Source organism: Rhodoferax ferrireducens (assembly GCF_031458075.1).
Lineage (GTDB): Bacteria > Pseudomonadota > Gammaproteobacteria > Burkholderiales > Burkholderiaceae_C > Rhodoferax_B > Rhodoferax_B ferrireducens_A.
Window position 1 is genome coordinate 506532 of the sequence record NZ_JAVDXT010000002.1, and the last position, 13703, is coordinate 520234.

Genomic DNA, 13703 nt, shown 5'->3' on the forward strand with positions numbered 1-13703 from the left:
GATGAGCGATACCCCCCTGGATTCTTTCTCGCAACTGCAGCTTGCAGAACCCTTGTCACGTGCTGTGGCTGACATGGGCTACACCGCCATGACACCGATCCAGGCGCAAGCCATTCCGGTGGTCCTGCAAGGCCGTGACGTGATGGGCGCGGCCCAGACCGGCACAGGCAAAACAGCCGCTTTCTCGCTGCCCTTGCTGCAGCGCATGCTCAAGCACGAAAACGCCTCCACCTCACCCGCCCGGCATCCGGTGCGGGCCTTGGTGCTGCTGCCTACGCGCGAGTTGGCCGACCAGGTGGCCCAGGCCGTCAAGTCCTATGCCAAACATACCAATTTGCGCAGTGCAGTGGTGTTCGGCGGCATGGACATGAAGCCCCAGACCTTGGAACTGAAAAAAGGCGTGGAAATCCTGGTGGCCACGCCCGGCCGTTTGCTGGACCATATCGAAGCCAAGAATGCAGTACTGAACCAGGTGGAATACGTGGTGCTGGACGAGGCCGACCGCATGCTCGATATCGGCTTTCTGCCGGATCTGCAGCGCATCCTGAGCTATCTGCCCAAACAGCGCACCACTTTGCTGTTTTCGGCCACCTTCTCGCCCGAAATCAAACGCTTGGCCAGTAGCTATCTGCAAGACCCGGTCACCATTGAAGTGGCCCGCTCCAACGCCACGGCGTCGACGGTCGAGCAGCACTTCTACAGCGTCAATGCCGATGACAAGCGCCGTGCACTGCACCAGGTGCTCAAGTCGCGTGGCATGAAGCAAGCCTTTGTGTTCGTCAACAGCAAGCTGGGCTGCGCGCGCCTGGCCCGTTCGCTGGAAAAGGAGGGCCTGAAGACGACGGCCCTGCATGGCGACAAGAGCCAGGATGAACGCTTGAAGGCGCTGGAGTCGTTCAAAAAGGGCGAAGTCGATCTGCTGGTATGTACCGATGTGGCCGCCCGCGGTTTGGACATCAAGGACGTGCCCGCGGTATTCAACTTTGACGTGCCTTTTAACGCCGAAGACTATGTGCACCGCATTGGCCGTACCGGCCGTGCCGGGGCTTCTGGCTTGGCGGTCAGCTTTGTGGCGGGCAGTGATGCACGTTTGGTCGCCGATATCGAAAAACTGATCAAAACCAAGATCGAGCTGGAAGCCATGGAGTTCGAGGAAGATATTCCGAAGATCCGTGAGCAGGGTCGCATCAACGACGGGCGGCGGGCCTGGGGCGGTGATGATCCGCGCGATGTGCTGGATACGCCACGTCCGGCGCCGCGCCCGCAGCGCCACAGCGCTCCACGCGATCCGTTCTTCGACCAGCCTTACCAGGCGCCTGCTGCTACCGAAGCGCCTACCTGGGAAGCCTCGGCCAAGCACGCGACCGTGCGTGGTATCTCGGCCAATATCAAGCCCAAGCGCAAAGTGGCGGCCTTGTTCAAGGCCGTGGCGCCTGCCGTAACGGCTTAGTTGCCCGGTTGCTGTGCTTGCTCGCAGCGTACCTGGATGAGTTCGTTGTGCGCTGGAGCCGCTTGGATCTTCAGCGCGCTCAACGAGCCGCCCCAGACGCAGCCGGTGTCTAGCGACAACAAGTCGCTGCGGCCTAGCCAACCTAGCGTGGACCAGTGGCCAAAGGCCACCGTGGTTGTTGTGGTCAGCCGGCCCGGTACCTCAAACCAGGGCATATAGCCTGCGGGTCTGGCGCCTGCACCTTCCTTGCTATCAAACTCCATGTGGCCGTCCTGGGTGCAGAAGCGTAGCCGCGTGAGTGCGTTCACGATCACCCGCAGTCTGTCCATGCCTTGCAAGGCGTTGTCCCACTGCGTCGGGGTGTTGCCATACATCTGACCCAGAAACTCGACCAGATCGGGCCCGCGCAGCACCGCTTCCACTTCCGCGGCCAGCGCCATGGTTTGCGCGGCGTTCCAGTTTGGCAACACACCTGCATGCACCATCAGAATGTCCTGGCCCTCCAATGTCTCGCGCATGGCCATGCTTTGGTGGCGCAGCCAGTCGAGCAAGGCCGCACGGTCGGGAGCCTGCAGGATGCCCTGTAGCGTGTCCAGGCGGTGCGTAGGGCGTATGCCATAGGCCGCGGCCAGCAAATGCAGATCGTGGTTGCCCAGCAGGCAGCGCGCGGCGTCCCCGTAGCCCATAAGCCGCCGCAGTACCTCGACCGAAGCCGGGCCACGGTTCACCAGGTCACCCAGCTGGTAGAGGGTGTCGCGGCTGGGGGAGAAGTCCAGCTTGTCCAAAAGCCGTTGCAGTGCGCCGTCGCAGCCCTGCAGGTCGCCAATCAAGTAAAGTGCCATGTGTTTATTTTCTTAGATGATCCATGGATTTATTGCTGATTGTGCTGTTGACTTTGCTCAATGGCGTGTTTTCTATGTCGGAGCTGGCCTTGGCATCGAGTCGCAAGGCGCGCCTGACGGCGATGGCGGAGGCGGGCGACAAGGGGGCTCTGGCGGCACTGGCTCTGCTGGAGAACCCCACGCAGTTCCTGTCGTCCGTGCAGGTCGGCATTACTTCTATCGGCATGGTGAACGGTATTCTGGGCGAAGCTGCGTTCAGTGATGGTGTATCTGCCTGGGTGCAGCAATTTGGGGTGGCCGTGGGGGCTGCCGACATCACGGCCACGGTGATTGTGGTGACGGTGATCACCTTTGTCACTATCGTATTCGGTGAGCTGGTGCCCAAGCGCATTGGCCAGTTGTATCCCGAGCTGGTGGCGCGTTACGTTTCCCGGCCCATGACCTGGGTGGCGACCGGGGCCAAGCCTTTTGTGCGTTTGCTGTCCATCAGCACCCATGCGGTGTTGAAGCTGCTGCGCATCGACAACGCCGCCGGCCGGTCGGTGACGGAAGAAGAAATCGTGGCCAGCCTGGAGGAGGGTGTGGACGCCGGCGTGATCGAGGAGCACGAACACCAGATGGTGCAGAACGTGTTCCGGCTTGACGAGCGGCCGCTCACCTCCCTGATGGTGCCGCGCACCGACGTGAACTGGCTGGAAGCCTCGCACACGGTGGCGCAATGCCTGCAGATGGCCAGCAGTGGTGGCGACAAGGTGGCGCATTCCTGGTACCCGGTGTGCCGGGGCTCGCTGGACGATGTGGTTGGTGTGATCAGCGTAGGCCGCTTGCTGGAACTGGGCGCTGACCTGCCTGGACCGGTGGAGCCGCATGTGCTGCCGGCCGCATTCCTGCCCGAAACCCTGAGCGGTATGGAGCTGCTCGAGCAGTTTCGCGCCAAGTCGGGCCGGATGGTGTTCGTGGTCGACGAATACGGCGTGGTGCAGGGCCTGATGACGCCGCGCGACCTGCTGGAAGCCATCACCGGCGAGCTGCAGCCGGGTGCCCAGGCCGATGCCTGGGCGACCCAGCGTGAAGACGGCTCCTGGCTGCTGGACGGCCTGATGCCGGTCAGCGAGCTCAAATCCCGTCTCGACATCAAGGAACTGCCGGAAGAAGACCGCGGCCGCTACAACACGGTGGCGGGCTTGCTGATGTCGGTCTCCGGCCGCATGATGGTCGCGGCCGAAAGCATAGAGTGCGCGGGCTGGGTGTTCGAGGTGGTGGACCTGGACGGCAAGCGCATCGACAAGGTGCTGGCCAGCATCGCTGCGCCGGCCCCGGTAGACGACTAAGCCGCCGAGCCCTTGGCCTGGCGCAGCTTGGCCAGCTGTTCGTCTTCCAGCTGGCGGCGCCTTTGCTGCTGCTTGAGCAGCTCTTCGGCGCGCAGGGCTTCGACTTCTTCGTCGGTCAAGGGCTTGTCAAAGCTCAGTTCCATGCCGCCGGCGGTGGCCGGCTCGCCACGCGCGCTTTTCAGCTTCATATTGAGGCGCAGCTCGTTGGCCGAATCGGCGTTGCGCAGGGCTTCCTCGTAGGAGATGTGGCCTTCGTTGTACAGCTCGAACAGCGCCCAGTCGAAGGTGCGCATGCCCAGTTCGCGCGACTTGTCCATCAGCGCCTTCAGGTCGTTGAACTGGCCTTTGAAAATCCGGTCGGCTACCAGCGGGGTGTTCAGCAAAATCTCGACTGCGGCGCGCCGGCCCTTACCGTCTTCGGTGCGCACCAGGCGCTGCGAAACGATGGCGCGCAGATTGGCCGACATGTCCATCAGCAGCTGGTTGCGCCGCTCTTCGGGGAAGAAGTTGATGATACGGTCCAGCGCCTGGTTGGCGCTGTTGGCGTGCAGCGTGGCCAGGCACAGGTGGCCAGTTTCGGCAAACGCGATTGCGTGCTCCATGGTCTGCGGATCGCGGATTTCGCCGATCAGGATCACGTCGGGCGCCTGGCGCAGCGTGTTTTTCAGCGCGTGGTGCCAGGAATGCGTGTCCACTCCCACCTCGCGGTGGCTGACCAGCGACATCTTGGAGGTGTGCACATATTCCACCGGGTCTTCCACGGTGATGATGTGGCCGCCCGAGCTGCTGTTGCGGTGGTCGATCATGGCCGCCAGCGAGGTCGATTTGCCCGAGCCGGTGCCGCCCACCACCAGTACCAGGCCACGCTTGTGCATGATGACTTCTTTCAGCACCTCGGGCAGGGCCAGAGTGGCAAAGCTGGGGGTTTCGGCGGCGATGGTGCGTATCACCATGCTGACGCTTTGCTGCTGGACGAACACATTCACCCGGAACCGCGCCACGCCGGGCAGGGCCATCGCAAAGTTGCACTCCATCTCCTTGGCGAACTCGGCGTTCTGCCGCTCGTTCATCAGCGACTGGGCCAGCATGCGGGTCACGTCGCTGGCCAGCTTCTGCGCCGACAAGGCCTTCATCTGGCCGTTGGACTTCATGCTCGGCGCGAAGTCGGCGGCGATGAACAAGTCCGACCCACCGGCCTGGTGCATGGCCGTCAGCAGCTTGTGCATGTAACTGCGGGCTTGGTCTTCGGTCAACGTCGACATGGCGGCCTTGGTGGGTGGATGGATTTGCTATTGTTTACATAGCTGCTCGTGCAGGTAGGTAGTGCGCCAGAGGCCTATTTTTTATAAATTTAGGCGACGACGACGGCAGCACCGTCACCACGCGCACCAATCACGCCGATCTCATACACCGACTCGCCCAGCGCGCGCAGCGTTTGTGCGGTGGCGGCTGCGTTGGCTGCGTCCACCACCACCACCATGCCGATGCCGTTGTTGAAGGTGCGGTTCATTTCAAAGTCGTCGATGCCGGCCGTCTTCTGCAGCCAGGCGAACAGCTCGGTCTGCGGCCAGCTGCCTTGCTTCAGGTGGGCGGCCGTGCCCTCGGGCAGCACGCGGGGGATGTTCTCCAGCAGGCCGCCGCCGGTAATGTGGGCCAGGGCCTTGATGGGGTGCGCAGCCAGCGCGGCCAGCACGTTCTTCACGTATAAGCGGGTCGGCTCCATCAGGGCTTGCTTGAAGGGCTTGCCGTCCAGGGTGGCCGGCGTTGCGTCGCCCGCGCGCTCGATGCACTTGCGCACCAGGCTGAAGCCGTTGGAATGCACGCCGCTGCTGGCCAGGCCCAGCACCACGTCGCCGGCGGCTACTTCCTTGCCGGTCAGGATCTTGGATTTTTCAACGGCGCCGACGGCAAAGCCGGCCAGGTCGTATTCGCCCGCCGGGTACATGCCGGGCATTTCAGCGGTTTCGCCGCCGATCAGCGCACAGCCTGACAGTTCACAGCCCTTGGCGATGCCGCCAACCACGGCCGCGGCGGTGTCCACGTCCAGCTTGCCGCAGGCAAAGTAGTCGAGGAAGAACAGCGGCTCGGCGCCTTGTACCAGCACGTCGTTGACACTCATGGCCACCAGGTCGATGCCCACGGTGTCGTGCATATTCCACTCAAACGCCAGGCGCAGCTTGGTGCCCACGCCGTCGGTGCCGCTGACCAGCACCGGCTCTTTGTAGCGCTTGGGTACTTCAAACAGCGCGCCAAAGCCGCCAATGCCTGCCAGCACGCCTTCGCGCATGGTTTTCTTGGCCAGGGGCTTGATGCGTTCGACCAGGGCGTCGCCCGCGTCGATATCGACCCCGGCGTCTTTGTACGAGAGGGGGGCGGTGTGGGATGTGGTCATGGTGTGGGGTTCACAAGAGGCTGAAGGTGCAGGCAAAACTGCCCAGATAAGCGGGTTGGCGGGATTTAGCCGCGCAGCCCTCTACAATTTGCGCAGATTTTAAGGGCAGGCGCAGCGTCATTCCATCGGCCCGCATCCCTGTCCACTCCATTCTCGCTACTCCAGCCCATCACCTGATGCAATTCACCTCCACCCAAAGGCGCGCTCTGGCCTGGCTTTCCATTGCTGCGGTCGCCGTGCTGGCGCTGTGGCTGCTGGGGCCGGTGCTGACGCCGTTTGCCGTGGCCGCCGTGCTGGCCTACGTGCTGACGCCGCTGGTGGACAGGCTGGACAGCCTGTGCAAAGGCCGCGTGCCGCGGGTGCTGGCGGTGGCGGTGGTCGAGCTGGTGTTCATCGTGGCGGTGCTCGCCGTGGCCCTGCTGATCGTGCCGATTCTGGTCAAGGAGGCTCCGCTGATGCGCGAGCAGCTGCCGCTGCTGCTGGACGGGCTGGCCAAATGGCTGAAGCCGCTGCTGGCCCAGCTGGGGCTCAAGGTGGCGCTGGACCCGGTGAGCATCAAGGCCTTTGTGTTCAAGTACCTGAACGCCAATGTGGAAGACGCGCTGGCCTCGCTGGTCTCGTCGGTGCGGCTGGGAGGCAGTTTTGCCATGGCTGTGCTGGGCAATCTGGTGCTGATTCCGGTGGCGCTGTTCTACCTGCTGATGGACTGGGACCGCTTCATCGCCCAGCTGGTGGCCCTGGTGCCTACCCGCTTGCGCCCTGGTTTCGACAGCTTTGTGGAAGAGGCCGACGAGGTGCTGGGCCAGTACCTGCGCGGCCAGCTGCTGGTGATGCTGATCATGGCGGTGTTTTACGCGGTCGGGCTGTCGCTGTTCGGGCTCGATCTGGGCCTGCCGATTGGGCTGTTCACTGGCCTGGCGATGTTCGTGCCCTATTTGGGCTTTGGCATCGGCCTGGTGCTGGCGGCACTGGCCGGGCTGTTGCAGTTTGCCTCGATCAAGGCGCTGGTGATGGTGGCCGTGGTGTACGGCATCGGCCAGTTTGTGGAAAGCCTGTTCCTCACCCCGCGCTTGGTGGGCGAGCGCATCGGCCTGCACCCGCTGGCGGTGATTTTTGCCCTGCTGGCCTTTGGCCAGGTGTTCGGCTTCGTCGGCGTGCTGGTGGCGCTGCCGGCCAGCGCCGTGCTGCTGGTGGCGATACGCCGGGTGCGTACCAGCTACCTGGCCAGCCCTTTGTACCAAGGATAGCCATGCAGCAACTGGTATTGGATATCGGCCTGGCGACCAGCCCCACATTGGCGAATTTTTTTGCCGGCCAGAATGCGGCCGCGCTGCAGCATGTGCAGCAGGCGGTGGTGGATACCGGCAGGCCGCTGCAAACCTATCTATGGGGCGGCTCGGCCACCGGCAAGACCTATTTGCTGCGCGCGGTGCGCGAGGCCTACCGCATGCAGGCGGCGCGGGTCGGCTGGCTCGACCCCAGCGTTTACGAGCCGCCGGAATTCGACGACGGCTGGGCTGCGGTGCTGCTGGACGATGTGCACCTGTACAACCCGGCGCAGCAGCACATGGCTTTTAAATGGTTTGTGAATGCCCAAACCAGCCGCTGCTGGGTGCTGGGTGCAGGCGACGTGCCGCCGGCCGATCTGGTGCTGCGCGAAGATTTGCGCACCCGGCTCGGTGGCGGCCACATCTTTGCGCTGCAGCCGCTGAGCGAGGACGAGTGCCGCGGCGTGCTGCGCCGCGAAGCCCAGGCGCGCGGCCTGGTGCTGAGCGACGAGGTGGTGGACTTCATGCTGCGCCGCTTCAGCCGCGACCTGGGTAGCCTGATGCAGCTGCTCGAGCATCTGGACCGCTACGCGTTGCAAACCCAGCGCGCCATCACCATTCCCCTGGTTAAATCCATGCTGGAGACAATTTGAAAGACCATCCCGTGAAGCTGGCGCTGTTCGACCTGGACCACACGCTGATACCGATCGACTCGGACTACGCCTGGGGCGCCTACACCACCTCCATCGGCTGGACCGACCCGGTGGTGTTCCAGCAGCGCAACGACGACTTCTACGCCCATTACAAGGCCGGCACCCTCGACATCCACGAGTACGTGCTGTTTGCCACGGACGCCGCACGCCGCCAGGGTGCTGCGAAATCGATAGCTGCTCACGCAGACTTCATGCGCACTGTCGTGCTGCCGGTCATCAAGCCGGTGGCCCGGGAGCTGTTGCGCCAGCACCAGGAGGCGGGCGACCAGGTGGTCATCGTCACCGCCACCAATGCCTTCGTCACCCGCCCCATCGCCCTGGCGCTGGGTGTCGATGAACTGATTGCGGTGGACCTGGAGCATGACGCCAGCGGCTGGATCACCGGCAAGATCCAGGGCGTGCCCTCGTTCCGCGAGGGCAAGATCAGCCGGGTCGAAGACTGGCTGGCCCACCGCGGCTGGGGCTGGGGCGATGTGGAGGCGACTTTCTACTCCGACTCGATCAACGACCTGGCACTGCTGGAAAAAGTCCAGCACCCGGTGGCCACCAACCCCGATGCGCGTTTGCGCGCGATTGCCACCGAACGCGGATGGCGCATACTGGACCTGTTTACTCCATGACTTACGCAACCTCCGGCGGATGGCTCCCGAGCCCGCCCGCCGGAGGTTGCGTAAGTCTTACACCATTCACATGATCAAGACCTTCATCGATAAATTGCTGGGCAAAAAGCCCGCCGCCAAAAAGCCCAAGTTCGGCAAGCGCGCAGAAATTCCTGTTTCCGAGCACGGCATCAACCCCGCCCTGGTGGATGAACGGGCGCTCAACGTAGTCAGCACCTTGCAGCAGGCCGGGTTTGAGGCCTACATCGTCGGCGGCGCGGTACGCGACCTGCTGGTCGGTCTGCGCCCCAAGGACTTTGACGTGGCCACCAATGCCACGCCCGAGCAGGTCAAGGGCCTGTTCCGCCGGGCCTTCATCATCGGCCGGCGCTTCCGCATCGTCCACGTGGTCTACGGCCGAGGTCGTGAGAACGAGGTCATCGAGGTCTCGACCTTCCGTGCCTACATGGACAACGCGGCTGCCGAGCAGGTGGCCGGCAATGAGCGCACCAGCAAGAGCGAGCTGGCCAATATGAAGCACGCGGTCGATTCCAGCGGCCGGGTGCTGCGCGACAACGTCTGGGGGCCGCACGACGAGGATGCCGCTCGCCGCGACTTCACCATCAACGCCATGTACTACGACCCGAAGAGCCAGATCGTGGTCGACTACCACGGCGGTCTGAAGGACAGTAAAAACCGCGTCATCCGCATGATTGGCGACCCGGCTACGCGTTACCGTGAAGACCCGGTGCGCATCATCCGCGCCGTGCGTTTTGCCGCCAAGCTCGGACCACTGGGCTTCAGCATCGAACCCAAAACCGCGGCACCGCTGGTGAATTCGCAGAAGTTGCTGGCCGATGTGCCGCAAAGCCGCTTGTTCGATGAAATGCTCAAGCTGCTGCAAACCGGCCACGCGGTCGCCACCATCGCCCAATTGCGCAAGCTGGGCATGGCGACCGGCATCTACCCGCTGCTCGATGTGGTGGTGGAGCGCGCCGACCAGCCGTTTGTGCTGGCCGCGCTGCAGGATACCGACCGCCGGGTCGGCGAAGGCAAGCCGGTGGCGCCCAGCTTCCTGCTGGCCTGCGTGCTGTGGGCCGACGTGCGTGACGGCTGGGCTGCCCGCTCGGCCCAACAGCCTTCGTTTGCGGCGCTACAGGACGCGGTGGAAGATGTGTTCAACGCGCGCATCGGCGATGTCTCCGGCCGCGGTCGGCTGGCCGGCGATATGCGCGAGACCTGGCTGATGCAGCCGCGCTTCGAGAAGCGCGTGGGCAGCGGCCCCTACGGCATGATTGACCAGCCGCGCTTCCGCGCCGCTTTTGACTTCATGCGCTTGCGTGCCGACGCTGGCGAGGTGGAGCAGGTGATTGCCGACTGGTGGCAGGAGTTCACCACCGGTAGCGACGACCAGCGCGAAGACCTGCTGGCCCAGGCCCGCGAAGAGCAGAGCCGCCGCCAGCGCCCGGTGCGCGTGCCCCGCGTGGTCACACAGCCGAAAGAGGGCACTGCTGCAGGCCCGGTGGAGGCAGCCCACGAGTCGGATGCCGCCGCAGCGCCCAAAAAGCGCCGTCGCCGCCGCAAGCCCAGTGGTGGCGGTGCGCCGGTTGCCGGCTCGGATGCTTGAAGCGGTGCGGGAGCCGGTCACCGCCTATGTGGCGCTAGGCGCCAATCTAGGCGATGCCGTACAGACCGTACGCAGTGCGATGGAGGCCATCCATGGCTTGCCGCAGACCGAGGTTCGCCAGCGTTCGTCGCTGTACCTGACCACGCCCATCGATTCCGATGGGCCCGACTACGTGAACGCGGTGGTAGAGGTCATTACAAGTCTGTGCGCACCAGATCTGCTGGAGCAGCTACAGAAAATAGAGCAATCGGCAGGCCGCAAGCGGCCGTACCGGAATGCACCGCGCACGCTGGACCTGGATATTCTGTTGTTCGGCAGTGGGCATGTCCACAGCTTGGCGCTGACCGTGCCGCATCCGCGCATGGTGCAGCGGGCCTTTGTGCTGCGGCCGCTGGCCGAGATTGCGCCGGCGCTGGTCACCCCCAAACAGCTGCGTGCGGTGCGCGACCAGGCAATCGAGAAGTTATAAGTAAAACAAGCCGTTAGCGCTTATTCCATCTGCACTAGCAGCTATACAAGATATAGCAGTTCGCCTTAGTAGGCCTTCTTGTCGTTCAACACCACCAGCACGGTTTTGACGATGATCCACAGGTCAAAGCCCAGCGACCAGTTGCGCAGGTATTCCAGGTCGTAGTCGATGCGTTTTTCCATCTTGTCGATGGTGTCGGTCTCGCCGCGGTAGCCGCTGACCTGGGCCCAGCCGGTAATGCCTGGCTTGACCTTGTGCCGCACCATGTAGCCCTTGACCAGTTTGCGGTAGGTTTCGTTGTGCGCCACCGCGTGCGGGCGCGGCCCGACGATGCTCATGCGGCCCTGCAGCACGTTGACGAACTGTGGCAGCTCGTCCAATGAGGTCTTGCGCAGAATCGCGCCCAGCGGCGTGATGCGGCTGTCGTTCTTGGTCGCCTGCTTGACCACCGTGCCGTTGTCTTCTGTGGTCATGGAGCGGAATTTGTAGACCAGGATTTCCTTGCCATCCAGCCCGTAGCGGCGCTGCTTGAAGATGATGGGTCCGGGTGACGTGAACTTGACCGCCAATGCCAGCGCCAGAAAGATCGGCGATGCCAATATCAGAATCATCAGCGAGATGAAGATGTCCGATGCGCGCTTGATCAGGCCGCTCATGCCGTTGAACGGGGTTTCGCAAACGGCCATCACTGGCATCGGCCCCACATTCGCCAGGCGACCCTGGATCAGGTCGGTCATGAAAATATCCGGTACAAAGTAGATCGACGCTGTGGTGTCCTTGAGGTCGTCCAGCACGGCCAGTATGCGGGGTTGGGAGGCCATGGGCAGGGCCAGGTAAATGGCTTCGACGTCGCTGGTTTTCATGAACTCCGCCAGATCCGACATGCGTCCCAGCATCGGGACCTTGCCCAGCTCGCCCAGACGGTCCGAACTGCGGTCGTCAAAAAAACCCAGCACGCGGGTATTCAGGTAGGGATTGGACTCAAACTCGTGCAGCAAGCGCAGGCCCACCTCATTCACACCTGTGATCACCACCCGGCGCTGCTGTCCGCTGCCGGTAATGGCTTTGGGCAGCGCCCAGCGCAAGAAAAAATGGCTACCGATCTGGGCAAGTGGCGTCAGCACCGCCCAGGCAATCAATACCGGCCGGGTAAAGCTTTTCATATAGCCCGTGGCCACGCCAAAGCCACCCAGGATGACCAGGAACACCAGCCAGTTGGTCAAAAGCTTGCGCACCATGCGCTGGGGGGGCTCGTGGAAGCCCACATTGCCCGGGAAAGACAGCGAAAAAGCAATCACTCCCAGGATGATGTAGCGCGCCGACAGCGGATGCGCATACCAGGCCAAACATGCGGCCAAGGTAACCATAGTAACCACGGGATCGAGAAAGGCTTCCAGCGCTCCGGGCAGCGTAAAGCTCGGACGCAAGAAATTCTTTTGTTTGTCAAGAGCGTTTATCATGAGGGGATCTAGAAACAAGCTTCTCTGCAGCAAAAAATACACGCAAATGTACCAATGATTGGAACACTCGCGGCCCTAAAAATGTGCGCGGCATGTCGGTATTTCTTACATAGTAAGAAAGTTACATCTGTACACAACATTTGTTTAATTAATATGCTGCAATGCAACATGTTGTTTTTATTGGGAATTCGAAATTTCCATCGGGGTTTTCCATAGGTTCGGCATGGATGTTGCTATTTCATCCCTGTCCTTATCCATGAATGGGCTTTTTATGAAAAAACTGATTCACATCTTGGTCGCGGCAGTCGTTGGCTTTACTGCGGCAGCTTCCGCATCCGCCACAAATTCTCAAGTCAATGCTTCCGTCGCTATGGCTCAGAGCTCCGCTGGCGCTAGCAAGGACATGGCTGGCATGGATGCGCTTGTGCAGTCGCTGCAAACGGGTATGGTCAAGACAGGTTTTTCCCCTGTATCGCGTAGCCGCGAATCCTCCGTGGGTTCTTTTGCGGCGGGTAGCGTGGCGGCTGAGGCCTCTGCTGCAGAGGAAACCGGTGATGAAGATGGCCGCATGCTGGTGGCCGGCCTGGTGCTGATGGGGGTGATCGCGCTTCGTCGTATCCGCAGCTGAGATGGTGTGTGCGACCAGAGCCTGGCCAGGCTCTGGCGCATAGATGCAGCAAGTAGGCTGCCCGCTACAGCGGCAGCTTTTTTTTGGTTTGGCTTATGCCAACCCGTATTTTTGAACTGTTTACTGCTTTCGGCAGTACGCCAAAACAGACTTCCCAACATTCACGCACACAGTGCGTCACCAGGACGGGTGGGGTTGTGGGGCCGGTTAAACTCGGCGCAGTCATCTTTTTGTCATATTTCTGACGCAATCCCCCCTTAGGAGTCCCGCCATGCTGTTTGGCAAGCTGTTGCCGCGTGAAGGCAATTTTTTCGAAATGTTCAACCAGCATGCGGACCGCATTGTGGAGGCCGCGCGCGCCTTCTCGCAGTTGGTGGCTAATTACAACGATCCGCATTTGCGCGAGAAGTACAACCGCGACGTGGATATCGCCGAGAGCGCGGCCGACCGTGTGACCCACGACGTCAACAAGATGTTGCACAAGACCTTCATCACGCCGATTGACCGCGAGCAGATACACAAGCTGATCAACACCATGGATGACGTGGCCGATCTGATCCAGGATTCCGCCGAAACCATGGCCTTGTACGACGTGCGCCACATGACGGACGAAATCTCCCGTTTGACCGAGTTGAGCGTGAAGTGCTGCGAGCGTTTGAAAGACGCTGTGTACATGCTGTCCAAGATCGCAGAGCCCGCCACCGCAGAAGCGGCTTTGAAGACCTGCGAAGAAATCGATCGCCTGGAATCGGATGCCGACCGCGTTATGCGTTCTGCCATGAGCAAGCTGTTTCGTGAAGAGCCCGATGTGCGGGAGGTGATCAAGCTCAAGGCGATTTACGAGCTGTTGGAAACCATTACCGATAAATGCGAAGACGTGGCCAATCTGATCGAGGGCATCGTCCTCGAGAACTCCTGATCCGA

The 13703-nt window shown here is 62.1% G+C and carries 12 protein-coding genes and 1 pseudogene; 9 read left to right on the forward strand and 4 right to left on the reverse strand.

What is annotated here, in order from left to right:
* Position 1: 1 nt before the first annotated feature.
* A complete protein-coding gene (locus tag J2X19_RS11365; RefSeq protein ID WP_310373228.1) occupies positions 2 to 1450 on the forward strand; it encodes a DEAD/DEAH box helicase in 1449 nt (482 codons plus the stop codon).
* Here J2X19_RS11365 and J2X19_RS11370 read toward each other — a convergent pair.
* On the reverse strand, positions 1447 to 2292 hold the full coding sequence (locus tag J2X19_RS11370) for a symmetrical bis(5'-nucleosyl)-tetraphosphatase (RefSeq protein WP_310373229.1): 846 nt from the start codon (positions 2290 to 2292) through the stop codon (positions 1447 to 1449). The two genes, J2X19_RS11365 and J2X19_RS11370, sit on opposite strands and share 4 nt — an antisense overlap.
* A gap of 23 nt (positions 2293 to 2315) precedes the next feature.
* Between J2X19_RS11370 and J2X19_RS11375 the strand changes: the two genes are divergently transcribed.
* On the forward strand, positions 2316 to 3623 hold the full coding sequence (locus tag J2X19_RS11375) for a hemolysin family protein (RefSeq protein WP_310373230.1): 1308 nt from the start codon (positions 2316 to 2318) through the stop codon (positions 3621 to 3623).
* Positions 3624 to 3760: 137 nt separating this feature from the next.
* Here J2X19_RS11375 and J2X19_RS11380 read toward each other — a convergent pair.
* Together J2X19_RS11380 and purM are read right to left on the reverse strand one after the other, a co-directional pair.
* Positions 3761 to 4876: pseudogene (locus J2X19_RS11380) on the reverse strand (PilT/PilU family type 4a pilus ATPase); the annotation flags it as partial.
* Positions 4877 to 4974: 98 nt separating this feature from the next.
* Positions 4975 to 6015, reverse strand: a complete 1041-nt coding sequence (gene purM / locus J2X19_RS11385; RefSeq protein ID WP_116603708.1) for a phosphoribosylformylglycinamidine cyclo-ligase — start codon at positions 6013 to 6015, stop codon at positions 4975 to 4977.
* 176 nt (positions 6016 to 6191) lie between these two features.
* Between purM and J2X19_RS11390 the strand changes: the two genes are divergently transcribed.
* The 5 genes from J2X19_RS11390 (at position 6192) to folK (ending at position 10691) form a co-directional block, all read left to right on the forward strand.
* Positions 6192 to 7262, forward strand: coding sequence for an AI-2E family transporter (locus J2X19_RS11390; RefSeq protein WP_116603707.1), 1071 nt, complete (start codon positions 6192 to 6194; stop codon positions 7260 to 7262).
* Positions 7263 to 7264: 2 nt separating this feature from the next.
* Positions 7265 to 7936, forward strand: coding sequence for a DnaA regulatory inactivator Hda (gene hda, locus J2X19_RS11395; RefSeq protein ID WP_310373231.1), 672 nt, complete (start codon positions 7265 to 7267; stop codon positions 7934 to 7936).
* 11 nt (positions 7937 to 7947) lie between these two features.
* Positions 7948 to 8616 (forward strand): HAD family hydrolase, encoded by a 669-nt coding sequence (locus J2X19_RS11400; protein WP_310374523.1) that lies wholly within the window; start codon positions 7948 to 7950, stop codon positions 8614 to 8616.
* 70 nt (positions 8617 to 8686) lie between these two features.
* Complete coding sequence (gene pcnB, locus J2X19_RS11405) at positions 8687 to 10222, forward strand: polynucleotide adenylyltransferase PcnB (protein WP_116603705.1); 1536 nt, start codon at positions 8687 to 8689, stop codon at positions 10220 to 10222.
* Positions 10215 to 10691: a 2-amino-4-hydroxy-6-hydroxymethyldihydropteridine diphosphokinase gene (gene folK, locus J2X19_RS11410; RefSeq protein ID WP_310373232.1), complete on the forward strand. Its 477-nt coding sequence runs from the start codon at positions 10215 to 10217 to the stop codon at positions 10689 to 10691. The genes pcnB and folK overlap by 8 nt, the downstream gene beginning before the upstream one ends.
* 65 nt (positions 10692 to 10756) lie before the next feature.
* Here folK and J2X19_RS11415 read toward each other — a convergent pair whose 3' ends face one another.
* Positions 10757 to 12151, reverse strand: a complete 1395-nt coding sequence (locus J2X19_RS11415) for an undecaprenyl-phosphate glucose phosphotransferase (RefSeq protein ID WP_310373233.1) — start codon at positions 12149 to 12151, stop codon at positions 10757 to 10759.
* 223 nt (positions 12152 to 12374) lie between these two features.
* Between J2X19_RS11415 and J2X19_RS11420 the strand changes: the two genes are divergently transcribed.
* Together J2X19_RS11420 and J2X19_RS11425 are read left to right on the forward strand one after the other, a co-directional pair.
* Positions 12375 to 12779 carry a hypothetical protein gene (locus tag J2X19_RS11420; protein ID WP_310373234.1) on the forward strand — a complete coding sequence of 135 codons (405 nt, stop codon included), beginning with the start codon at positions 12375 to 12377 and terminating at the stop codon, positions 12777 to 12779.
* A gap of 271 nt (positions 12780 to 13050) precedes the next feature.
* Positions 13051 to 13698: a DUF47 domain-containing protein gene (locus J2X19_RS11425; protein ID WP_092756173.1), complete on the forward strand. Its 648-nt coding sequence runs from the start codon at positions 13051 to 13053 to the stop codon at positions 13696 to 13698.
* Positions 13699 to 13703: the final 5 nt, after the last annotated feature.